Origin of the sequence: Actinomadura sp. NPDC000929, from assembly GCF_040492065.1 — a bacterium.
In the GTDB taxonomy this organism is placed as follows: Bacteria; Actinomycetota; Actinomycetes; order Streptosporangiales; family Streptosporangiaceae; genus Spirillospora; species Spirillospora verrucosospora.
In genome coordinates, this window is record NZ_JBEUPA010000026.1 from 21,093 (window position 1) to 43,091 (window position 21,999).

Genomic DNA, 21,999 nt, shown 5'->3' on the forward strand with positions numbered 1-21,999 from the left:
TTTCGTGTCAAGTGACGGCGGGCCGCGGGACGCGCCCGGATTCGAGCTGCCGCTGCGGCTCTTCCTGGCGTTCCGCCTGATCATCGACGAGCTGCACGCCGAGCTGGCCCGGCAGGGGCATCCGGACCTGCGCCCGATGCACGGCTTCGTCTTCCAGGCCATCGGACCGGACGGCACGACGGCGGTCGAGCTCGGCCGCCGGCTCGGGGTGTCCAAGCAGGCCGCGGGCAAGATGGTGGAGTCGCTGGAGCGGGCGGGCTACCTGGAGCGCGGCGCCGACCCCCGGGACGCGCGCCGCAAGATCGTCCGGCTGACCGCGCGGGGGGTCGACTCCCTCGTCCGGTCCGAGCGGATCTTCGAGCGGATCCGGGGCGACTGGGTCCGGACGCTGGGCGCCGACCGCATGCGGGCCCTGGAGGACGATCTCCGCCGGATGACGTCCGCGGACCTGTGGCGGCTCGACATGCCGGGGTGGTTCGGCGCGTCCTGATTTTTCTGCGCGCCCGGTGACCGTATGAGTCCAGGCAGTCGCTTAGACCACTCGTTCCGGCGTCCGCGGGTCTCCCGCGAGCCCTTGTCGGCGCCGTTCGGCGCGGTTACGATCGGCCCAATTCTTAGGAAACTTTCCTAAGAGTTGGCGGGGATTCCTGTTTGCTTCGGGGGCCGAACCGAACGGAGAACCATGTCACGACCGGGCGGACGGCGGGCCATCGCGCTCGCCGGCGCAGCGACACTCGCGGCGGCCTCGGCCCTGCTCACGGCGCCCCCGGCGTCGTCGGCGCAGGCGGTCACCGCCACCTGCAAGAAGACCTCCGACTGGGGCACCGGCTTCGACGGCAACTGCACCATCACCAACGGCACCGGCTCGGCGATCAGCAGCTGGAAGCTGGAGGCGGACCTGCCGTCCGGGACGTCCGTCGGCAACGTCTGGAACGCGACCAAGACCGTCTCCGGGAACCACTACACGTTCGCCAACACCGGCTGGAACGGCACGATCGCCGCGGGCGCGAGCACCAGCTTCGGGTTCGGCGGCACCGGTTCCGGCTGGTTCACCGGCTGCACGATCAACGGCGCGACCTGCGACGGCTCCACACCCCCCGAGAAGGACACCGAGGCCCCCTCGGCCCCGTCCGGCCTCCGCTCCACCGGCAAGACCGCCACCAGCGTGTCGCTGGCGTGGACCGCCTCGACCGACAACGTCGGCGTCACCGGCTACGACGTCTACAACGGCTCCGCCAAGGCGGCGTCGGTGACCGGCACCAGCACGACCGTCGGCGGGCTCTCGGCCAAGACCGCCTACACCTTCACCGTCAAGGCCAAGGACGCCGCCGGGAACACCTCCCCCGCGTCGGCGCCGGTGTCGGTCACCACCGACGAGGGCGGCGGCAACCCCGGAGGCGGCGGGAAGAAGGTCGTCGGCTACTTCACCGACTGGGGCGTCTACCAGCGCAACTACCACGTCAAGAACGTCGAGACGAGCGGCTCGGCCGCCAAGCTGACGCACATCAACTACGCGTTCGGCAACGTGACGGGCGGCCGGTGCGCGATCGGCGACTCCTACGCCGACTACGACAAGGCCTACACCGCCGACCAGAGCGTCGACGGCGTCGCCGACAACTGGGACCAGCCGCTGCGCGGCAACTTCAACCAGCTGCGCAAGCTGAAGAAGCTGCACCCGGACCTGAAGGTGCTGTGGTCGTTCGGCGGCTGGACCTGGTCCGGAGGCTTCGGCCAGGCCGCCCAGAACCCCGCCGCGTTCGCCGAGTCCTGCTACAACCTGGTCGAGGACCCGCGCTGGGCCGACGTGTTCGACGGCATCGACATCGACTGGGAGTACCCGAACGCCTGCGGGCTGACCTGCGACACCAGCGGGCCGGACGCGTTCAGGAAGCTGATGGCCGCGGTCCGCGCCAAGTTCGGGTCCGGCAACCTCGTGACCGCCGCGATCACCGCGGACGCGAGCGCCGGCGGCAAGATGGACGTCACCGACTACGGAGGCGCCGCCCAGTACGTCGACTGGTACAACCCCATGACCTACGACTACTTCGGCGCCTGGGACGCCAAGGGGCCGACGGCGCCGCACTCGCCGCTCACGTCCTACCCGGGCATCCCGCACGAGGGCTTCAACAGCACCGACACGATCTCCAAGCTCAGGGCCAAGGGCGTGCCGGCGAGCAAGCTGCTGCTCGGCATCGGCTTCTACGGCCGCGGCTGGACGGGCGTCACCCAGTCCGAGCCGGGCGGCGCCGCGACCGGCGCCGCGCCCGGCACCTACGAGGCCGGCATCGAGGACTACAAGGTCCTGAAGGGCAAGTGCCCCGCCACGAGCACGGTCGCCGGAACCGCGTACGGCAAGTGCGGCAGCGAATGGTGGAGCTACGACACCCCGTCGACCATCCGCGGGAAGATGGGCTTCGCCGGCGACCAGGGTCTCGGCGGCGCCTTCTTCTGGGAACTCAGCGGCGACACGACGGGCGGTGAGCTGATCACCGCGATCAAGAGCGGTCTCGGCTGAGCTGTTCGCAGAAGGGGTACTCCCAGCCCCCTCAGACAGCCGAGACTTCGGGCCCCTGACCAACCGGACGCCGGTCAGGGGCCCGCTCCTTGCTCAGAGCAGGGACTGGCCTCCGTCCACCGTGAGGATCTCGCCGTTCATGTAGGTGTTGGCCATGAGGAACAGGGCGGCGGAGGCGGCCTCCTCGGCCGCCCCGAACCGTCCGAGCGGCATGGACCCGCCCGCCTCGGCCATCGCCGCGTCGCCCTCCGCGCCGGAGGCGGCTCCGTAGGCCGTCCGCAGCAGAGGGGTGTCGAAGGCCCCGAACCGGATCGCGTTGACCCGCAGGCGTGCGGGCGCGTACTCGACGGCGAGCGCACGGGTGAGCGTCTCGACGGCGCCGCCCGCCGCCACCGGCGCGGACATCCCCGGACGGGGACGCGTCACGAGGATGCCCGAGGTCAGCGTGATCGACCCGCCCGGGGGCATCCGGCGGGCGGCGGCGCGCGCGACGGCGAGCACCGCCCACGCCGGTCCCTCGACGGCGTCCCGCACGACGTCCCGGGTGAGCCCGGTGAGCGGCCCCATGCCGACAGGGCGCCCGGCCGTCACCAGCACGTGGTCGACGGTGCCGGCGCGCTCGAAGACCTCCTCCACCGCGTTCTCGTCCGTGACGTCGGCGGCCGCTCCCAGCACCTGGGCCGCGGTCCCGGCCGCGGCCACGCGCGCCACGGCGGCGTCCAGCCGGGTCCTGTCGCGGCTCGCGAGCACGATCCGCGCACCGGCCGAGGCGAGCAGCTCCCCCGCGGCCAGGCCGATGCCGGAGCTGCCCCCGAGGATCACCGCCGTGCGGCCGGCGAGGCTCGCCGGGAGCGGTGAGCGGGCCGGGACGGGCGCTTCGGTCGTGGTCATACGTCCTCCACAAAATAAACCATCTGGTTGTTTTAGAATGCTCCCCGGACCGGCCGAAGTCAACCGGGTGGTTTAATCCGCGTATGGGCTACGACGCGGAGGCGACCCGCCGGCGGATCTTCCAGGCCGCCACCGCCGAGTTCGCCGCGCGCGGGCTCGCGGGCGCCCGGATCGATCGCATCGCCACCGAGGCACGGGCCAACAAGCAGGCCATCTACCTGTACTTCGGCGGCAAGGAGAAGCTGTTCGGCGCCGTGGTGCGCGCGAAGATGGCGGAGATCGGCAACGCGTCCGACATCGATCCGGACGGCCTGGCGGACTCCGTGGGCCGGCTGTTCGACTGGTACAGGGAGCACCCGGAGCTGGTCAGGCTGCTTCTGTGGGAGGCTCTGGAGACCTCGGGCCAGGTGCAGGGCGAGGCGGAGCGCCGCGAGGAGTTCCGGCGCAAGGCCGCGCGCTTCACGGAGCACGGCGGCGGCGGACCCGCGGACCCGGACCGCACGCGGGCCGTCCAGGACCTGATGTTCACCGTGTTCGGCCTCATCGCGTGGAACTTCGCCGTCCCGCAGTTGCGCCGGGTGATCCTGGACGAGGAGGACGACGCCGCCACCTTCGCGCGCCGCCGCGCGTCGGTCATGGAGGCGGCGCGGGTACTCGCCCAATCACACGGGTTCGGCTGAGCGGGTTCGACGACATTGGGAGCTTCCTTGCAGAACTGGACGCCGCGTCAGGTCCAGGCCGAGCCGACCGCCGCGCTCCTCGGCTTCCTCTCATGATCACGGCGGTGCTGTTCGACCTGGACGGGACGCTCCTCGACCACGAGGACGCCGCGCGCCGGGCCGTCGTCGGGATGTTCCCGGACGAGGACCCGGCGCCCCTCGCCGCGCGCTGGGCGGAGCTCACCGACCAGGCGGTCGACCGGTACCTGGCGGGCGAGCTGAGCTTCGCCGAGCAGCGCCGCCTCCGGATCGTCACCCTCGCCCGGGAGCTCGGCCTCGGCGACTGGGACGACGCCCGCGCCGACGCGTGGCTCACCGGGTACGTGGCCCGCTACCAGGCGGCCTGGCGCCCGTTCCCGGACGCCGGGCCGGCGCTCGACGCCCTCGCGGCGCGCGGCCTGCGGCTCGGGGTGATCACCAACGGGGACGCCGCCCAGCAGCGCCTGAAGGTCGAGCGGATCGGGTTCGCCGCCCGGCTCCCGGTCGTCGTCGCCTCCAGCGAGGCGGGCGCCGCCAAGCCCGCCGCCGGGATCTTCCTGACGGCCTGCGCGGCCCTCGGCGCCGAACCGCACGCGGCCGCCTACGTCGGGGACCGGCTCGTCGTCGACGCGCAGGGCGCCGCCGCCGCGGGCCTCACCGGCGTGTGGCTCGACCGGTCCGGCGGCCCGTCCCCCGGCCCCCTGGACGTCGCGCGCATCACGACGCTGGACGCGCTCCCGTCCCTGCTCCGGGGCTGATGCGGCGTCGTCTCCGCGGAGCCGGGTCAGCCGTCCTGCAGGACCGCCTCGATCTCCAGGACGATCTGGATCTTGTCGCTCAGCGCGAGCCCGCCGCCCGCCAGGGTCGTCGCCTCGCCCACGCCGAACTCCAGGCGGCTGAGCTCGCCCGTCGCGGTGAACCCGGAGCGGGCGCCCTTGGACGGGTCGTCCTGCCGGAACGGGTCGGGACCGAAGCCGCCGATCTCCAGCCGGAGCGGGACCTGCCGGGTGACGCCGCGCAGCGACAGCTCGCCGTCCAGCACGAAGTCCTCGCCGTCGCGGCGCACGCCGGTCGAGCGGTAGGTCATGGCGGGGTGCTCGGCGACGTCCAGGAAGTCGGCCGACCTGACGTGCTCGTCGCGCTGCGCGTTGCCGGTGTCGACCGACGCCAGGTCGATCGTCGCGGTCACCGACGAGTCGAGGGGGTCGGCGCCGGTCACGATCGTCCCCTCGAACGTCCCGAAACGGCCGCGGACCCGGCTGACCATCAGGTGCCGGACGGTGAAGCCGACCCCGGAGTGCAGGGGGTCGATGGTCCAGGTCCCGGCGACGTAGCCGGGGATCTCGACAAGCTGGGCCGTCATGGTGTCTCCTACGGTTATGGAAGGTAAGGCAGTTCCTTTCGGGAACCGCTTCCATGGTGCGGACAACCCGTTATCCGGCACAAGAAGGCACTTTTTTCTGCCCCGGTCACCTGGAGGGAACCAATGGAGCACACCGCCGTCGGCTGCCGCGCCCGCGAGATCCTCGACCGCATCGGCGACAAGTGGTCGCTGCAGGTCATCGCGGTGCTCGGCGAGCACACCAAGCGGTTCACCGAGCTGCGGCGCGAGATCGACGGCATCAGCCAGCGGATGCTCACCGTCACGCTGCGCGGCCTGGAGCGCGACGGCATCGTCACCCGGACCGTCTACCCCGTGGTCCCGCCCCGCGTGGAGTACTCGCTCACCCCGCTGGGCGCGACGCTGATGGACGCGGCCGGCACCTTCGTCGCCTGGGCCGAGGACCACCTCGGCCAGATCGACGCCGCCCGCGCCGAGTACGACGCCCGCCAAATGGACGTGCAGGCGGAGGACGCCCGGCGGTAACGTGGATGGCGATGGTCATTCACGAGGTGGGACGGCGAGCTAGCCGCGCCGAGCTGGGGAACGTGCAGACGTGCCCGGCCCGGCTCGGCGGTGTGCGCCGTCATCCCATCGACCTCGTGAGGCCGTCCCATGCGCTCGACTGACATCCGTTCGACCTTCCTGGGCTTCTTCCAGGAGCGCGACCACCGCGTCGTGCCGTCCAGCCCGCTGATCCCGTCCGATCCCACGCTGCTGCTGGCGAACGCGGGCATGAACCAGTTCAAGCCGTACTTCCTCGACGAGACCACGCCCGAGCACCCGCGCGCCGTGTCCGTGCAGAAGTGCGCGCGCACGTCCGACATCGAGAACGTGGGCCGCACCACGCGGCACGCGACGTTCTTCGAGATGCTCGGCAACTTCTCCTTCGGCGACTACTTCAAGGCGGAGGCGATCGCCTGGGCGTGGGAACTGCTCACCCGCCACTACAACCTCGACCCGCGACGCCTCTGGGTCACCGTGTACCTGGACGACGACGAAGCCGTCCGGCTCTGGCGGCGCGTGGGTGTCCCCTCCGAGCGGATCCAGCGGCTCGGCATGGAGGACAACTACTGGTCGATGGGCATCCCCGGCCCCTGCGGGCCGTCCTCCGAACTGCACTACGACAGGGGGCCGTCCTTCGGCCGCGAAGGCGGACCCGCGGTGGACGGCGAGCGGTACCAGGAGCTCTGGAACCTCGTCTTCATGCAGAACCTCCGTGGCGAGGGCTCCGGCAAAGACGATTACCCGATTCTCGGCGAGCTCCCTGCACGGAACATCGACACGGGGCTCGGTCTCGACCGGCTCGCGGCGGTGCTGCAAGACGTGGACACCGTCTGCGAGACGGATCTGCTTGCGCCGACGTTCCGGCTCGTCCAGGACATGGCGGGCCGCGCCTACCCGGGCCGCGACGGCGAGGACTCCATGTCCTTCCGAGTCGTCGCGGAACACTCCCGCTCGGTCGCGTTCCTCATCGCGGACGGCGTCATGCCCGCCCGCGACGGCCGCGGCTACGTCCTGCGCCGCCTGATGCGCCGCGCGATCCGGCACGCGCGCAGGCTCGGCATCGACGGCCCCGCCCTGCCCGCGCTGACCTCCAGCGTCGTCGGCAACCTCGGCGACGCCTGGCCGGAGCTCTCCCGGCGCTCCGAGCTCATCGAGCAGGTCGTCCGGGCCGAAGAGGAGGCGTTCGAGCGGACGCTGCGCCAGGGCTCCCAGCTCCTCGACGCGGCGATCGGCCGCGCCACCACCGCCATCTCCGGACGGACGGCCTTCGAACTGCACGACACCTACGGCTTCCCGATCGACCTCACGGTCGACGCGGCGCGCTCGGCCGGCCTCACGGTCGACGAGGACGCGTTCGCCGAGCTCCTCGACGAGCAGCGCCGCCAGGCCCACCGCGCCGGGCAGGGCCGCAAGGGCGGCGCGGTCGCGCGGCAGGACCTCTACCGCCGCGTCGCCGCGGCGCACGGCCTCACCGACTTCGTCGGCCACACGTCCGAAACAGCGGAAACACAGATCGGCGCCCTCCTCGGCCCGGACGGCGAGGTGCCCACCGCGACCAGGGGCGACGAGCTGGAGGTGATCCTGACCCGCAGCCCGTTCTACGCGGAGTCGGGCGGCCAGGTCGGCGACACGGGCACGATCCGCACGTCCGGCGCGACCCTGGAGGTCGTCGACACCCGCCCGGGACTGGACGGTCTGCACGTCCACACCGTCCGCATCGTGGACGGCGAAATCCGTCCCGGCGACGACGCCGAAGCGATCGTGGACGCGGACCGCCGCGCGGCCACCGCCCGCTCGCACAGCGCGACCCACGTCCTGCACGCGATGCTGCGCCGCACCCTCGGCGACCACGCGGCGCAGCAGGGCTCCCGCGTGGAGCCCGGACGCCTGCGCTTCGACTTCGCGCACTTCTCCCCCGTCGACACGGACCGCGTCCAGACCCTCGTCAACGACTACCTCCTGGACGACCCCGAGGTGCGCGTCTGGGAGGCGACCCGGGCGGAGGCGGAGCGCGCGGGCGCGATCGCCCTGTTCGGCGAGCGGTATGGCGACGACGTCCGCATCGTGGACATCGGGGACGCCTCCCGCGAACTCTGCGGCGGCACCCACGTCGGCCACGGCTCGCAGGCGGGCCCCGTCCACATCGTCGGCGAGTCCTCCATCGGCACGGGCCTACGCCGCATCGAGGCCCTCACCGGCGCCGACGCCCTCCGCCACCACGACCGCACCGCGCTGCTGCTGAAGGAGCTCGCGGCGCTGCTGAACGTCCGTCCCGACCAAGCCCCGGACCGCCTCCGGCAACGCCTGGAAACACTCGCGGAGACCCAGCGCCGCCTGGAGGAGCTGCACCGCGCCGAACTCGACCGGCACACCGACCGCCTGGCGTCCCTCGCCGAGCCCGTCCCCGGCGGCTGGCTGGTGGCGCACACCGTCCCCGGCCTGACCGGCGCGGACCTGCGCACCATCGCGACCGGCGTCCTCACCCGCCGCGACCAGCGCGGCCTCGTCGTCCTCGGCACCGAGTCGGACGGCAAGGCGGTCCTCGTCGCGGCGGCCGGGGCGTCCACCGGAGTCCAGGCGCGCGACCTGCTGACCCGAGCGGCCCGCGAGGTCGGCGGCGGCGCGGGCGGCAAGGGCCCGCTGGCGAACGCGGGCGGCCGCCGTCCCGAGAACCTCCCCAAGGCGATCACCACCGCGGCAACGGAGGCCCGCACCCTTCTGGCGACCCAGACGTGACCCCCGCGGCGTCCGCACACCCAGTGCGGGCGCCGCGTCCAACGGTGGCGGCCGGCACGGCGCTGTCGATGCGCGAATCGCGGGCACGTCCAGCCGTCAGAAGACGGGCTTGGGCACCAGGACGACGCGCCAGCCGTCCGGGTCCGCGTAAGTCAGAGCGCCGTTCTCGGTCCAATAGGGGTTCTCCGCCGGCACCGGTTCGTGCCCGGCCGCCGCGAGCCGTTCGACCACATCGCGCATCTGCACCTCGCCCGCGAAGTACAGCACGAGCAGATTGTCGCCGGTGGGCGCCGGGCACGGGCTCCCGTCGGCGTGCGAGGTGAACTCCAGGTGGTAGTCGGTGCCGGGCAGACCGAGCATCACGCCGTCATAACCGGCGTGGCCGGTGAACCGGGAGAGCTCGGGCAGGCCCAAGTGGTCCCTATAAAACGTGACCACCTCGTCCAGCCTGTCTGTAGGCCGCGCAATCCGAACCTGGACCACCCCAAGCCCGTCCGGCCATGCTTGCGTCTCCGTGGCCATGCCCATAACGGTACACCCCGTCCCGAATTATGAACCGATGGTCCCCCATGCCTTGCGGCGCCGTTCGCGTCGCATCGCCTACACGACCGGCGGGACAGCGATGCGCGGACGGCGTTCAATGGAAACATGGAAATCGTGATCATCATCTATCTGTTGATCCTTCCCGCCCTGATCTACAACTTCATGAAAAGGAGACGCCTCCGGCGCACAGGGATACACACTCGGCCATAGTGGTCCGCCACGTCGAAAGGCGGGGAGCGAAGACCACTTACGAATTTCCGGTGATCGCCTTCTTCGACGAGCCGGGGAAAAGATTCGAGTTCATTCCGCCCGAGCCGAGACCCGCATCGCCGAAGGCAAGGCAGGCGCCCGGACAACGCCTACGCGCTCGCCGCCCATGTCACGCCGTACTTCGGGGAAACGAAGGCCCATGATCTGCGTTGTGAGCACGAGCGCGTCGTCGCGACTTGGCCGTCTTCAACTCACTGAGCAAGATGCGCGTCTTCGCCCGCAGCTCTTGTCACGATCCCTGTTTCGCCTCGCCGCATGCATGAGCCGAAATGTCCCGACCTCCCCAGCCAAGAGGCAGCGGCGATGCGCGGTCGGCCCGGTCCGCCGCCCCCGCAGCCGAGGTACGAGGCGTAGGTGACGACCCCCGCTCCGCCCCCGCCCCCGCCTTTGTCGGCATGAGGCCGGAGCTGCGGGCCGCAGCGCACCTAACGGGACTTGCGGCCCCTGCGACGGTCAAGCCAAGCGAGGAAAGCCTGAGAGGCCCTGATCGAAAAAGAAGGGTCTCCGCCACCCTGCAGCGACTGCGCTCCGATGAATTTCGCGTTGGGATCCTGGCGTCGTTCATACTCGGCGTTGGTCTGTCCAGGAATGCGCTTCTTAGGTGCGGTCATCGTGGCTCCAACCGTCGTGGCGGATCTCGCCTCATGGCGCGAGCCGCGGTCTCGACAGTCAGACGCATTGTTCCCCCTCCGGTTGCCCCAACGAGGTGACTACGGCTACCGACCGCAGCCCTCGCATCAGCGCCTTGGGATCCGGTCGACTGACTTTCAGCGCGCAGTCGAGCCGCAACAGCGTGCAGCGCAAAGGCTCGCGACGTTGCCCCCTAGGCGGCTGAGCCCCGCACCAGCACGGCTCCGACCTCGCACGATGCACCGCCACCGAGCGAACATCCCGACGGTGCGCAGAACGGGACGCGGACGCCGTGCTTGCGTTCGAGCGCGCTCGAACTCCTAGCGTCACCGGCATGACATCTCAACCAGGCACTCAGCGGACATGGATCATCACCGGCGCGTCGGCGGGCTTCGGCCGTGCCATCGCCGAGTGCGCGATCGGGCGGGGCGACAACGTGGTGCTGGCCGTGCGGCGGCCCGGGTCGGTGGCCGACCTCGCGGACGCCCACCGCGACCAGGTGCTGGTCGCCGAGCTCGACGTGCGTGACACCGGGCGCGCCGGGGACGTCGTACGGGCGGCGGTCGACCGGTTCGGGCGGGTGGACGTGCTGGTGAACAACGCCGGCCGCGGGGTCGTCGGCGCGGCCGAGGAGGTCGGCGACGAGGAGCTCCGCGCGTCTTTGGAACTGCACCTTCTGGGGCCGGCGGCGCTCGTGCGGGCCGTCCTGCCGCACTTCCGCGAGCAGGGGTCGGGCACGATCGTGCAGATGAGCAGCCAGGGCGGGCGCATCTCCTTCCCTGGCGTCGGCGCGTACTCGGCCGGCAAGTTCGCGCTCGAAGGCTGGTCGGAGGCGCTGGCCGGAGAGGTCGCGCCGTTCGGGGTCCGGGTGATGATCGTCGAGCCGAGCCGGTTCCGCACCTCGTTCAACGCGCCCGACGTGCTCGGGGTCGCCGACGCCAGCGCCGCGTACACCGGGCTCCTGGGGGCCGTCCGCAACGACATGGCGGGCGCCGACGGGGTTCAGGAGGGCGATCCGGTACGGGCGGCGGAGATCATCGTGGACCTGGTCGCCGGTGACGAGTTGCCGCTGCGCCTTCCGCTCGGGCGTGAGGCGGTCGAGCGCATCGGAAGGTCCTACCGGCAGAACCTGGAGGAGCTCGAACGCTGGGCCCCTACCGCGCGTGCCGCCGACTTCCCCGGCGCCGCCGCATCCGCCCGGCCGATCTAGAGTGTGGCCATGGCCACGGACGATCTGATGTCGAGGGCGCTCGCCGCCCTCGACGAGGTCGACGGCCCGATGTCGGTCGAGGTGATCCACCGCCTCGTCGACGTCGGCGCCGCCACCGACCCCATGACCATCACGGAGGTCGCCGACCTGCTCGACATGTCGCCGCACACGCTGCGCTACTACGAGCGGATCGGGCTGGTCGAGGTGGCCCGCGACGCCAGCGGCCACCGCAGCTACGACGCGGCGGCGGTCCGGAGACTGGTGTTCCTGACCCGCATGCGCCTGTCCGGGATGGCCATGCGCGACCTCCAGCACTACATGCGGCTGGCAGACGAGGGCGACGACACCGTCCCCGAGCGCCTTGACCTGCTACTCGAACACCGCGACACGATCCGCCGCCAGCTCAAGGAGCTGACCCTGTCGCTGGCGGCAACCGAATTCAAAATCGCCACCTACGGCGGCCACACCAGCCCCACGTCAACGGAGAAGACCTGACCCGTCGGCACCGAACCACGCCGAACGGGACCACCGCGCCCAGTCAGCACGGTCACCTCGTCCTCATCACTTGGGGCGGAGGCATCGGCTCGACCCGGACGTCAATCGACGCCGACGGCCCCCACTCACGGACCCGGCAGATGATCGGCCCGGACGTACCGAAGGCCCAGCTACGCCGGGGGGGTTGGAGACACGTCCGGGAGCCGGACCTTCCACGTCGAGGACGCAAGATCCGTCACCGTGCTGATCTCCGTCAGGGACGGTCAGAGCGTGATCGCGAAGGTTCACAGTTGAACCAAGATCGCGCTCAGACGTGCCAGATCCCAGTGACAAATGATCTTCGGAAGGGCGATCAAGATCGCCTCATAGGGCTCTGACCTGGAGAAATGAGAGAGCGGGCGACGGGAATCGAACCCGCGTAGCCAGTTTGGAAGCGGCAGTTGAACACCTCTCGGAGATCGCCCCCGACCCACTAAACTGCAGGTCAGAGGCTGTTTCGTATGCCATCCTGTGCTCGCCGATGTCGCTCGGATTTCCATGATCCAGTGACAAATGAGTGACAAATGATCTTCGGGGGATCATGGGTTTCACACGCAAGCGCAAGGGGCCCGAGGGCACCCGATACCAAGCGCTTTATGACGACGCTCGGGGTGTCCGCCAGACGGCCGGCACCTTCGGCACCCGCAAGGAGGCCGACCGCGCCTGGCAACGAGCCGAGTCCCGCATCGCCGAGGGCAAAGCGGGCGACCCCCGCCGAGCCCGCCAGACCTTCCGCACCTACGTAGAGGAACGCTGGTTTCCGAACCACCGCATCGAGGCATCGACCCGCCAGGACTACGCCTACGCCCTCGCATCACACGTCATGCCGTACTTCGCGGACATGAAGCTGCAGGACATCACCTCAGAGACCGTCCGCGAGTGGATCACGCACCTCAAGAAACAGGGCGCCTCCGCCTACCGCATCAAGTACTGCAAGACGGCGATCCTCAACGCCATCTTCACCACCGCCGTCAACGACGGCGTCCTCGTCTACCACCCAAGCCGCGGCGTGAAGACCGACCCCGTCCCCGAAAAGCCGCGCCAGATCATCACAGCCGACCAGTTCGCCCGCATCTACGAGGCCCTTCCGGACGCGACCGCCCAACTCCTCGTCGAGACGGACATAGAAAGCGGCCTCCGCTGGGGCGAGCTGACCGAACTCCGCGTCAAGGACCTCGACTTCGCCACCGGCATCCTCACCGTCAGCCGCTCCGTGGTCGAACTCGTCCCCAAGTTCCACCCCGAAGGCCGCCGCTTCCTGGTGAAGGACTACCCCAAGGGCAAGCGCTGGCGCCGCTTCAAAATCAGCCCCCAGATCGTCGCCAAGCTCAAGGCCCACGTAGAGGCCAACAACCTCGTCCCCGACGACCTCTTCTTCAGCCGCCACCGAGCCGAGCCGCCCAACCTCGAACTCCTAGACCCCGACGCCCTCACCTTCGAAGCCCCGAACGGCCGCACCTACACCCACGGAACGACCACCGCCTACAGCCTCGGCAAGTGCAAATGCCACCACTGCCGAGCTGCCTACGCCGCCTACCGGGCCGAGCGCCGCGCCCAGGGCAAGGACAACCCCCGCAAGCCCCGCGTCATCGACGACGACCCCCACATCTCCGCGAACTGGTTCCGCACCCGCTGCTGGCACCCGACCCGAGCCGCCGCCGACCTCGGATGGTCACCCCGCATCCATGACCTCCGCCACGCCCACGCCTCCTGGCTCCTGGCCGGCGGTGCCGACCTCCAGGTCGTCAAAGAACGCCTCGGCCACCGCAAGATCTCCACAACCGAGCGCTACCTCCACACCCTCCCCACCGCCGACGAAACCGCCTTGGAGGCCCTAGCCAAGATCCGCGCAACCCAGGCCAGCCAGGACGCACCCGCAGACCTCGAAGCCCAACTCGCCGAAGCCCAAGCAAAGATCACCCAACTACAGGCCGTACTAGCCGACCAGTTGATCGCCCAGCACACCGAAACAAGACCAAACCTGCGCTCCGTGTAGCGCGCCTCAGGATGGATCCGGGAGCGGAGGAGTTGACATGATGGCGTCCACGTACTCGGAGGCCGAGGATCTCGCGAGTGAGGCCGCGAGCCTGTCTTGTCGTCCCGCAGCGAGGAAATGGGTCAGGCCAAGCCCACTAGCTTGTACGTGAGTTCTGCCCCTCTCGCCGGGACAGTCGGCTCCTACCATTGGTAGGATTGAGTCGTGGACGCCAAGCGAACTGCCGCCAACCAGCCTCTTCGTGTCGCGAAGCGCCGCAAGGCCGCGAGTGGGCACAGCGCGACCGAGAAGTTGTCGGCCACCATCCGCCGCGGCCGCAAGGCCGAGATCCGTGAACAAGCCCGCAAGCTGGGCCTGTCTGATTCCGCCTACGTTGATGAAGCGATCGCGGCCAAACTCCAACTCGACGCCCTCGCCGAGTTCGTTGACGAACTGGAAGAACAGCACGGGCCGTTCAGCGAGGACGAGATCCAGGCCGCCCTCGCAGCCTGGCCGTCTGCGCAAGATCAGTGAGCGCCGCTCGAGGCCGTCGGGCTGCCAGGCTTGGCGGGATCCTGGTACTCGACAACGACGCCATCAATAAGGCGGCCACCGACCGCAACGTTGCGATCTTCTTCGCTGCTGCGCTGCGCAAGCAGGCACGCTTGGTCACGTCCAGTGTCGTGCTGACGGAGATCCTGCGCGGCTCCGACCGGGACACGAAGCTGAACCATGTGCTGTCCAGCACCAGAACGGTCGTTGAGCCTGTCACCGAGGACCTCGCACGCGCCGCCGGGAAGCTGATCGGGGACGCTGGGTTCGACTCGACGGAGGTTGTTGACGCTCTGGTCGCCGCGACGGCTCACATGTACGCCGACCGTGCGGAGGCGGCAGGGCAACAGCCTGATGTGCTGATCTTGACCGCCGACTCCACACATCTACCGGGGCTGGCCGGTGATCGAAAGGGAGTAAGGGTGCAGAACGTGAAGGACATTCGCCGGCCTGCGTGAGCGCGGGCTGGCGGTGAGGCTGAGAATCAGCCTCCGGACGCCTGGCGAGGTGGCGCCTCGCTGCACGGCGGCAATTCCGCGAGGCTGAGGACGGCGGCGCAGCCGTACTGCAAACCCGAGTCCGACGTGATCGTCGGGACTGCCGACAGAGGTCTGTGCAGACTAAGGGCTCTTTCGTCTCTGTCGCTCTTTTGGTGGTAGTGGAGGGTGAGGCCCCTATCCGAGGAGGATGCGGTGGCGGAGGAGGCGGAAGCCCGCTACGACTGCCTCTTGATCCTGCGTTGTCCGCGGCGAGGATCAGGAGTGCGGGCCGGCGCCCTGGTCGGCCTTGTCGGCCAAGATGAGCAGCCCGGTGGCCGTCAGTGTTCGGAAGTCGCCCCAGATCCAGGCCGCTGTCAGGTCGTGGACCGAGTCGCGCAGCGGTCCCGACACCCACGGCACGGTCCCGTCCGGTGCGGCGATGACCTGGCGGGTCATGCCGCGGCGGCGGTGCTTTCCCGATTTGGTAGGGCCGGTCGGCGGCGACCCGGTCGATCGAGATCAGGGTGCCGCCCAGCACCAGGCGGGCCAGCCCGGCTTTGACTGCTCTGGCCAAGGCGGAGCCGAGTCTGGGCGCTCGGGCGGCGAGCAGGTCGACGGTCTCGTTGGCATAGCGCCACGCGGTGCCGGTGAATACTCCAAATCCGGCACCCAGCTCGGTGCAGGGAAGCACGGTACAAAAGCATGTGAGGTCTCTGGTGGGCGTGGGGGTTGGGAGAGATCGACCGTTCTACCAGGGAATTCTTGACATCCGAAGCTGCGCACGCTGTCCATGATCATGCTGTGACCAGCACACGGAACGGCTGCTGAAAAATGCTCATTGTGGTTCACCGCGACCGGCGGCCAATTGAGGTGGTGAGTGCCAAGCGGTGATGGTAAGAATAAAGTTGAGGCTGGCTGTGCTCATCGATAGTTAACGAACGCAGGGTGTGGTGAGCATTCTCGTGGAGGGGCCGGCTTGGAGCTCAAGAGGGCTTCCGCCGGCGGCAGGGCGATTCCCCTTGTCGGTTGAGTCGCACGTGCTGAACATGGTGGATCGACTCGTCCCAGGCGTGACCACGGTGACTCCGCACGCGCGCTACTACGCCGTACACGCCCTGGTCGCGCACGAGGCGGTAGGGCGGGGTCTCTCTGACAACGGCACGCAGGAACTGCTGCGCCGTGTCGAGGTGGCGCTCGCCGTGGTGTCGACCCATCACGATCACGAAGTCAGGCTGCCCAAGGCACATGGACAGGATGCTTTGGCGGGAGTGAGTCCGGTCGTGCTCGCAGAGGCTGCCCAACCGGGCAAAGGCGGTTACAGCAGTTCTCCGTGGGGGTTCTGGAGGCCGTACTCGGCTTCAGAGAGAGCTTTGGGGATCCTCGAGCCGGGAGGCTCGTCTCTGACGCCGGGACCACGTAGCGACGAGGCAGTGTTGCGAGCCAGCCTGGGTCCGCTTCTCGAACTGGCGGCTCAAGAGGAGATCGGCGACGAAGCCGCTGAGTTTTCCGACCACCTGTGCTTGTGCACGGCAGGGAAGGCACCTGACGGCCAGTGAGGTTCCCCCGGTAGCACGGACAGTTTGATGTTGCCCCGGTTTCACGGACTCGCTGGTCAGGAGATCAGGTTCAGCGGGTGGGTGCTTTCGAACTGTATCGGGCTCATGTAGTCCAGGGCGGAGTGTCGTCGGCGGCGGTTGTAGAACCCTTCGATGTATTCGAAGATCGCGTTGGCGAGCTCGACGCGGGTCCGCCAGCGTTGCCGGTCGAGTAGCTCGGTTTGCATGCGTGCCCAGAACGATTCGGCCACGGCGTTGTCGTAGGGGTCGCCGACGGTGCCCAGGGAGGGTAGGAGTCCGGCTCGGCGTGCGCGTTCGGTGAAGGTCCATGAGGTGAACTGGGTGCCGTGATCTGCATGGATGATCGTGTCAGGGATCTGTCCGGCGGTGCCGCGGGAGTCGATTGCCATGCCGAGAGCGGAGGTGGCCAGGTCGGCTCGTTGCCGTGAATCGATGGCCCAGCCGACCACTCGGCGGGAGTAGGCGTCCAGGACCACGCAGCAGTAGAGCTTGCCCTCGCGGGTGGGGTGCTCGGTGATGTCGGTGACCCACAACTGGTTGGGGCCATCGCGGTGGAAGTCGCGTTTCACCAGGTCGGTGACCGTTGCCGCGGCGGGGACCCGCTTGGCGCGACGCCGCAGGGGCAGCCCTGCCAGGCCGGCCCGCTGCATCAGCACCGCCACCGTCTTGCGCGAGACGGCCACGCCCTGGCCCTGGACGAGCTCGGCGCGCACTCGGGGCGATCCATAGGTCTGTCGTGATGCTTGGTGGATGGCAGTGATCTGGTCGGTCAGCCACGCTTGACGGATGGCGCGCGCCGAGGGGGGTCGGGTGCGGGCGTCGTAGAAGCCCGATCGGGACACTCCGAGCGCAAGACATGCCTGCTTGACCGGGACGCCCTCAACGGCCAACTCGGCTATTGGGGCGAACCGGGCTTTTGGGGGCACCACCTGCTCGACCGCCGCGGCGGCCTTCCGCAGGATCTTGATCTCGTTCTCCAGCTCGGCGATCCGTGCTCGGGCCTGGGCCAGGGCAGCGGACTCGGCCTCTGCGGGGCTGAGCGGCTTCAGGCCACGCTCTATCAGGTCCCGCCGTTTCCAGCGGTGCAAGCACGACTCCGCGATGCCCAGCGCCGCGGCCACGTCCCGCACCGATCGTCCCGACTCCAGCAGATCCAGGGCACGCCGACGAAACTCCGGCGGGTAAGGCTTGGGCACGAAAACGATCTCCTTCACAAGATCGCCGAACCCTACCTCCCTCAACATCCGCGCCCGTCAAACGGGGGCAACATCAGGTCTTTCCCGAGTACTACGGCGCGACCCCGGGCTGAGGGCACAGAGCGGTCGGGGAAGACCGGCGCGGTTGCCGCAACGGGACAGATAGCTGGCGCGTCTGGTCAGTCCACCGCCATCTACCTGACTTTGCGCATCCACCCGATTACGTTTTGTGAGGCGGATGGTTGAGGGGGATTCTCCCCGGCCAGGCCGCTGACCGAAGGGTTCACCCCCCCGCCGGTGCTCGGCGTCCTGCTCCGGTTGGCGCTTGCACCGGACCGGAAGGAGCAGGATGCAGGCATTCCAGACCGGCGAGATCCCCCACGGCTTCGCGATCAACGAAAACGGGGGCCTCATCCACTACAAGTACGCGATCGTCCTGGCCGTCCCGATGGCCAACCAGAGCGGTTGGGCCGGCGACGGCTACATCAGCTTCGGCAGCGACTGGGCGGACGTCCGGCTCCGGGTCGCCGTCCACAACGGCAGCACCTGGATCACCGTCAAGACCTACGACCTCACCGCCGGCGGCAACCGCGTGGGCGACCAGCTGCCCGCCTCGACTCAGAAGGTCAGCATCGGCCGGGTGAAGAGGGGCCCCAACGACATGGTTGACAACGCCCCCGCAAGCTGGCTGCTGCAGTACCAGACCACCTAGCTCCCCCGGGCATGCGTTCCGGTGGCCCGGCCTGGCGTTCTTTCCGGCCGACCGGGCCACCGGGAACAGAGGGGCGGCCTATGAGGAGGATTGGAACGGCCATTAGCGACTGGCCCGTGAGGCGGGTCGGTGAGAGGGGGTGCGGCGTCTCTTGGTGGGGCGCGTCGGTCGGCGAGGAACACCGGGCCGCCGGTGCGGCCCTTCAGGAGGCGGGGCAGGAGGCGGGCGGTGCCGGTGGCCCAGTGCACGTACTCGAACAGGTATAGATCCACAAGGAAAAGACCCAGGTCCAGGGGCCTACAGGGGCAGGAAAGGGGTTATTTCTTATGTGGCTGGATGGCGCTGGGCGTTCACCGTTCTCGGGCGCATGGCGGCGTTCTGCGGTGGGGAGGTACATCCAGGCGGCTGGTGGATGATCAGTCGCCATACCGACGTCCAGGGAGCGTGACCACGTGGGTGATGACGCTGTTCAGCAGGCGCGCACGGTTCGGTTCGTTCTTGATGAATCGTCTGTGCAGGCCGTCTATCCGCTTCCGGGCGGGGGCAACTATGCGCATGTCCTCCCGCATATCACGCTGGACAGGAGTGTCCTGCCGTGGGAGCGCGTCGTGTCCCGGTCGGGAGCGGGCGCGGCGCCGTGGCTGGCACTGCTGGTGTTCGGGGAGGGCGAGTTGCCCGGTGATCGGGCCGCCAGTGGCGTGACCGCGACGCGCATCGTCGATGAACTGCTGCATCCGGCCGAACCGGGCACGATCGGGCCGGACCTGAAGCAGGTGCCCGCTGGTGAGGCGTGCCGGACCATCGACGTGCCCACCGCGGTGTTCACAGCCGTGGCCCCTGCCCAGGATGAGAGGTGGTACGCCGCGCACATGCGCGGCATCGCCGCCCCTGTCCTGCGCCACGACGGCGAGATCCTCACTGACGGCGAATACGCGGTGGTCACAGCCGGCCGCTTTCCCCGCACCGCAGGCTCCTACGCGGTGCACCTGGTCTCCCTGGAAGGCTTCAGCCTGGGCCACCTGCCCGCCGGCACCACGCAGGTCAGGCTGGCCAGCCTGCGGTCCTGGTCGTTCATCTGCCACCCCGACGGTGGTTTCGACCTGCCGCGCCTGCTGGACAATCCCCTGATCCCCAGCCCCGGCCCCTCCGCGGAGCCCTCCGACCAGGACATGCGCGAGATGCGGGACCGCGGCCATGTTTCCGTCCGGCTCTCCACGCTCTCCGGTGAGCCCACCTATGCGTGGTACCGCGGCCCCTTCACCCCACTGGCCGCTCCCGACAATCCCGCTTTTCCCTGCCCTCTGCAGGCCGATCAACCCACTGCAGATCACGCCCTCATCTACGAGGCCGAGCATGGCCTGTTCGATGTCAGCTACGCCACCGCGTGGACCCTGGGCCGCTCCATCGCCCTCGCCCACCCCGACTACTGCGCACAGATCGTCCAAGCCCGCGAGCGGCTCGCGGACCGTGCAGCCGACCTTGGGGTCACCTCCGCCGTACCACCCGCAGGCCACGATCTGACACCGGCCGACCCCGAAGCGGCCCGCGCCCAAAAGATCCTCGCCGACCTCGCCGACCAGTACGGCCCCTCACTCGCCGCCCGGCTCGGCGAACTCGCCCTCCTGGGCGACATCCCCCTGCCCGCACTCGTCCCCGGCCCCGACCTGCTGCCCGCAGAATCCCTGCGCCTTTTCTACATCGACACGGCCTGGATCACTGCGCTGCAAGCCGGGGCCGCAGACATCGGAATCCACACCGGCCTGGACGCCCCCCTGGCTCCCTATCTCCGGCAAGCCGCCACCCGCGCCGCCCGCACCCGCCCCCCGGCAGCCGCCGCCCTGCTCAACTCCGCGCGCCTACCCGCATGGCCCGAACTCGGCTTCACCGCAACCCGGGACGGCCGGCCCCTCACCCCACTGCGCAGCTCCCACCTGGCCCCCGACATGCTGCTGGTCCTCTTCGACGCTGTGCCCGATGCGATCGCCATCCGCGAACCCGGCCAGGGCATCCACTTCGGCCTCACCACCGCAGACGATCCCACCGGCCTGTTCCGGCTGGGCGGCCTCACCACCGGCCAGGACACACCGCCCAACCACCCAACCGCCCCCGCCTAACCGCCCCCGCTCAGGTGCAAGCGTTGCTCGGGCACGCCTCGGGTGGCCACGTTCGGGCGCTCCTTCCGCGCAGGCCGGCCGAGGTCGTGGACGTGGTCGAGCAGGTCTTCAGGTGACAGCTACCTGACGATCCTGCCCCCAGTTCCGGCGCTATATCGCGACTTTCTGTAATCGCTTGACTGCGTTGATTGTGGTGGCTGGTGAGGACGAGGATCCGTGGCCGGCCGCCAGTTGCCACGGGCCCCGGGTGTCAGCGCGCCGTCGCTTGACGGCCGCCCCGGCGCCCAGATCGAGAGGAGCACGATGTCCGTCTTCCAGACCGGCCAGATCCCCCACGGGTTCGCGTTCACCGGGAACGGCGCGCTCATCCCTACAAGTACGCCATCGTCTTGGCCATCCCCAGTGGACACAGCGTTCCTCAAAGGCAGGTACGAGCCGATGGTGCCCCGTCCGGGTGACTGTGACATGCGGGGTTCTGGACGAACCATGTGCTGGGTGCGGGTCAGCGCAGGGTGTAGCCGTCGTGGGGTCGGTGGTCGCGGGAGCGGCGCAGGTCGGCCAGGGCGAAAGTGCGTTGGAGCCAGCGGTCGGCTCCGTCGTAGCGGGGGCGGAAGGCGGTACGGCCGTGGACGGTGACGCGGTTGTCCACGATCGCAAGGTCGCCGGGGGCCAGGTGGGTGGTGCGGGCGGCGGTGTCGCAGGCCCGTCCGAACGCGGCCAGGGCTGTCTGGGCTCGAGGGGTCAGCGCGGTGGTGGCGATGGTGGCCATGCGGATGTCGGGGTCGTCGGGGGAGCCCGACAGCAGCGGTTTTGGGGAGACTTGGGCGTGGTCGGCGCCGAAGGAGGGCGGCGGGGTGGTGAGGAACTCCGGTTCCCAGAGCGCCTGGCGGTCGGTCGGCGGCAGCAGGGGCAGTACCTCGCGCAGGCAGGCGGTGCGCAGGGCGGCGGTGCGGTCGTGGTCGGAGCGCAGGCACAGCAGCAGCACGTAGTCGGGTTCGTGGGGGTGGAAGGCGTTCTCGGTGTGGAAGGTCAGCAGCGCTGATCCGGTGTTGCCGGAGAAGTTCTCCCGGCCCGGCACCGGCACGACGTCCTGGACGAGCGCACCGGACTTCTCGGCCTGGTAGGCGGCCGGGTCGCCGAGCCCGCAGGCCACCATGGTGAGCACCGCCGCGCCCACGGTGCCCTCGCGCTGGACCGAGTCGGGCACCGAAGGTGTGGCGGGCAGAGCCGCCTCGTCCACCGGCAGCCCGTGGACGACCAACGCTCCGGGCCTGCCCGAGTGTCGCCGGAACCGGCGCATCCGACGCCGCAGCGCCAACGGCAACTCCTCCCAGGCCTGCCCGGCATGGGCTACCCAGGCGGGTGAATCCACCAATGCTCCGGTGCACAGGGCGCGGGCCAGCCGGTCGATCTCGGCGGTGTCGGCCGGCTCCAGACACAGGTCGATCACGTCGGCGGTGGCTTGCGGCATGGGTGTTC

Annotated in this window: 20 protein-coding genes; 14 read left to right on the forward strand and 6 right to left on the reverse strand. The window is 69.5% G+C overall.

The window, feature by feature from the left end:
• Positions 1 to 4: 4 nt before the first annotated feature.
• Complete coding sequence (locus ABWI04_RS12690) at positions 5 to 490, forward strand: MarR family winged helix-turn-helix transcriptional regulator (protein WP_353832489.1); 486 nt, start codon at positions 5 to 7, stop codon at positions 488 to 490.
• Positions 491 to 682: 192 nt separating this feature from the next.
• Entirely contained in the window at positions 683 to 2,515 is a 1,833-nt protein-coding gene (locus ABWI04_RS12695; protein ID WP_353832490.1) for a glycosyl hydrolase family 18 protein, read from the forward strand.
• Between the two features lie 93 nt (positions 2,516 to 2,608).
• Here ABWI04_RS12695 and ABWI04_RS12700 read toward each other — a convergent pair whose 3' ends face one another.
• A complete protein-coding gene (locus tag ABWI04_RS12700) occupies positions 2,609 to 3,406 on the reverse strand; it encodes an SDR family oxidoreductase (protein ID WP_353832491.1) in 798 nt (265 codons plus the stop codon).
• Positions 3,407 to 3,489: 83 nt separating this feature from the next.
• Here ABWI04_RS12700 and ABWI04_RS12705 point away from each other — a divergent pair, with 83 nt between their 5' ends.
• Positions 3,490 to 4,086, forward strand: a complete 597-nt coding sequence (locus tag ABWI04_RS12705; protein ID WP_345180890.1) for a TetR/AcrR family transcriptional regulator — start codon at positions 3,490 to 3,492, stop codon at positions 4,084 to 4,086.
• 92 nt (positions 4,087 to 4,178) lie between these two features.
• Positions 4,179 to 4,862, forward strand: a complete 684-nt coding sequence (locus ABWI04_RS12710; protein ID WP_353832492.1) for an HAD family hydrolase — start codon at positions 4,179 to 4,181, stop codon at positions 4,860 to 4,862.
• A 26-nt stretch (positions 4,863 to 4,888) separates the two neighbouring features.
• On the opposite strand, the gene ABWI04_RS12715 is transcribed toward ABWI04_RS12710, so the two are convergent.
• Positions 4,889 to 5,467, reverse strand: coding sequence for a YceI family protein (locus tag ABWI04_RS12715; protein WP_345180894.1), 579 nt, complete (start codon positions 5,465 to 5,467; stop codon positions 4,889 to 4,891).
• Positions 5,468 to 5,590: 123 nt separating this feature from the next.
• Between ABWI04_RS12715 and ABWI04_RS12720 the strand changes: the two genes are divergently transcribed.
• Both ABWI04_RS12720 and alaS read left to right on the forward strand, forming a co-directional pair.
• Positions 5,591 to 5,971, forward strand: coding sequence for a winged helix-turn-helix transcriptional regulator (locus ABWI04_RS12720; RefSeq protein ID WP_345180896.1), 381 nt, complete (start codon positions 5,591 to 5,593; stop codon positions 5,969 to 5,971).
• 129 nt (positions 5,972 to 6,100) lie between these two features.
• Complete coding sequence (alaS, locus tag ABWI04_RS12725; RefSeq protein WP_353832493.1) at positions 6,101 to 8,728, forward strand: alanine--tRNA ligase; 2,628 nt, start codon at positions 6,101 to 6,103, stop codon at positions 8,726 to 8,728.
• A 96-nt stretch (positions 8,729 to 8,824) separates the two neighbouring features.
• Here alaS and ABWI04_RS12730 read toward each other — a convergent pair whose 3' ends face one another.
• Complete coding sequence (locus ABWI04_RS12730; RefSeq protein ID WP_353832494.1) at positions 8,825 to 9,250, reverse strand: VOC family protein; 426 nt, start codon at positions 9,248 to 9,250, stop codon at positions 8,825 to 8,827.
• A 1,255-nt stretch (positions 9,251 to 10,505) separates the two neighbouring features.
• Here ABWI04_RS12730 and ABWI04_RS12735 point away from each other — a divergent pair.
• From ABWI04_RS12735 to ABWI04_RS12755, 5 genes are all read left to right on the forward strand, one after another.
• The gene (locus ABWI04_RS12735; protein WP_353832495.1) at positions 10,506 to 11,381 is read left to right on the forward strand and encodes an SDR family NAD(P)-dependent oxidoreductase; all 876 of its coding nucleotides are present in this window, start codon (positions 10,506 to 10,508) and stop codon (positions 11,379 to 11,381) included.
• Between the two features lie 9 nt (positions 11,382 to 11,390).
• Positions 11,391 to 11,876, forward strand: coding sequence for a MerR family transcriptional regulator (locus ABWI04_RS12740; RefSeq protein ID WP_353832496.1), 486 nt, complete (start codon positions 11,391 to 11,393; stop codon positions 11,874 to 11,876).
• Positions 11,877 to 12,456: 580 nt separating this feature from the next.
• Positions 12,457 to 13,911 carry a tyrosine-type recombinase/integrase gene (locus tag ABWI04_RS12745; RefSeq protein WP_353832497.1) on the forward strand — a complete coding sequence of 485 codons (1,455 nt, stop codon included), beginning with the start codon at positions 12,457 to 12,459 and terminating at the stop codon, positions 13,909 to 13,911.
• Positions 13,912 to 14,115: 204 nt separating this feature from the next.
• Positions 14,116 to 14,424: a hypothetical protein gene (locus ABWI04_RS12750; protein ID WP_353832498.1), complete on the forward strand. Its 309-nt coding sequence runs from the start codon at positions 14,116 to 14,118 to the stop codon at positions 14,422 to 14,424.
• The gene (locus ABWI04_RS12755; protein ID WP_353832499.1) at positions 14,421 to 14,900 is read left to right on the forward strand and encodes a PIN domain-containing protein; all 480 of its coding nucleotides are present in this window, start codon (positions 14,421 to 14,423) and stop codon (positions 14,898 to 14,900) included. The genes ABWI04_RS12750 and ABWI04_RS12755 overlap by 4 nt, the downstream gene beginning before the upstream one ends.
• A 297-nt stretch (positions 14,901 to 15,197) precedes the next feature.
• Here the strand turns inward: ABWI04_RS12755 and ABWI04_RS12760 are convergent, their stop codons facing one another.
• Complete coding sequence (locus tag ABWI04_RS12760; RefSeq protein WP_353832500.1) at positions 15,198 to 15,377, reverse strand: hypothetical protein; 180 nt, start codon at positions 15,375 to 15,377, stop codon at positions 15,198 to 15,200.
• A 581-nt stretch (positions 15,378 to 15,958) separates the two neighbouring features.
• On the opposite strand from ABWI04_RS12760, the gene ABWI04_RS12765 reads away from it, so the two are divergent.
• Positions 15,959 to 16,477 (forward strand): hypothetical protein, encoded by a 519-nt coding sequence (locus ABWI04_RS12765; RefSeq protein ID WP_353832501.1) that lies wholly within the window; start codon positions 15,959 to 15,961, stop codon positions 16,475 to 16,477.
• 56 nt (positions 16,478 to 16,533) lie between these two features.
• On the opposite strand, the gene ABWI04_RS12770 is transcribed toward ABWI04_RS12765, so the two are convergent.
• Entirely contained in the window at positions 16,534 to 17,694 is a 1,161-nt protein-coding gene (locus ABWI04_RS12770) for an IS3 family transposase (RefSeq protein ID WP_353832527.1), read from the reverse strand.
• A gap of 349 nt (positions 17,695 to 18,043) precedes the next feature.
• On the opposite strand from ABWI04_RS12770, the gene ABWI04_RS12775 reads away from it, so the two are divergent.
• Positions 18,044 to 18,406, forward strand: coding sequence for a hypothetical protein (locus tag ABWI04_RS12775; protein ID WP_353832502.1), 363 nt, complete (start codon positions 18,044 to 18,046; stop codon positions 18,404 to 18,406).
• 452 nt (positions 18,407 to 18,858) lie between these two features.
• Positions 18,859 to 20,520: a hypothetical protein gene (locus ABWI04_RS12780; protein WP_353832503.1), complete on the forward strand. Its 1,662-nt coding sequence runs from the start codon at positions 18,859 to 18,861 to the stop codon at positions 20,518 to 20,520.
• A 502-nt stretch (positions 20,521 to 21,022) separates the two neighbouring features.
• Here the strand turns inward: ABWI04_RS12780 and ABWI04_RS12785 are convergent.
• The gene (locus ABWI04_RS12785) at positions 21,023 to 21,991 is read right to left on the reverse strand and encodes a TauD/TfdA family dioxygenase (RefSeq protein ID WP_353832504.1); all 969 of its coding nucleotides are present in this window, start codon (positions 21,989 to 21,991) and stop codon (positions 21,023 to 21,025) included.
• Positions 21,992 to 21,999 lie beyond the last annotated feature (8 nt).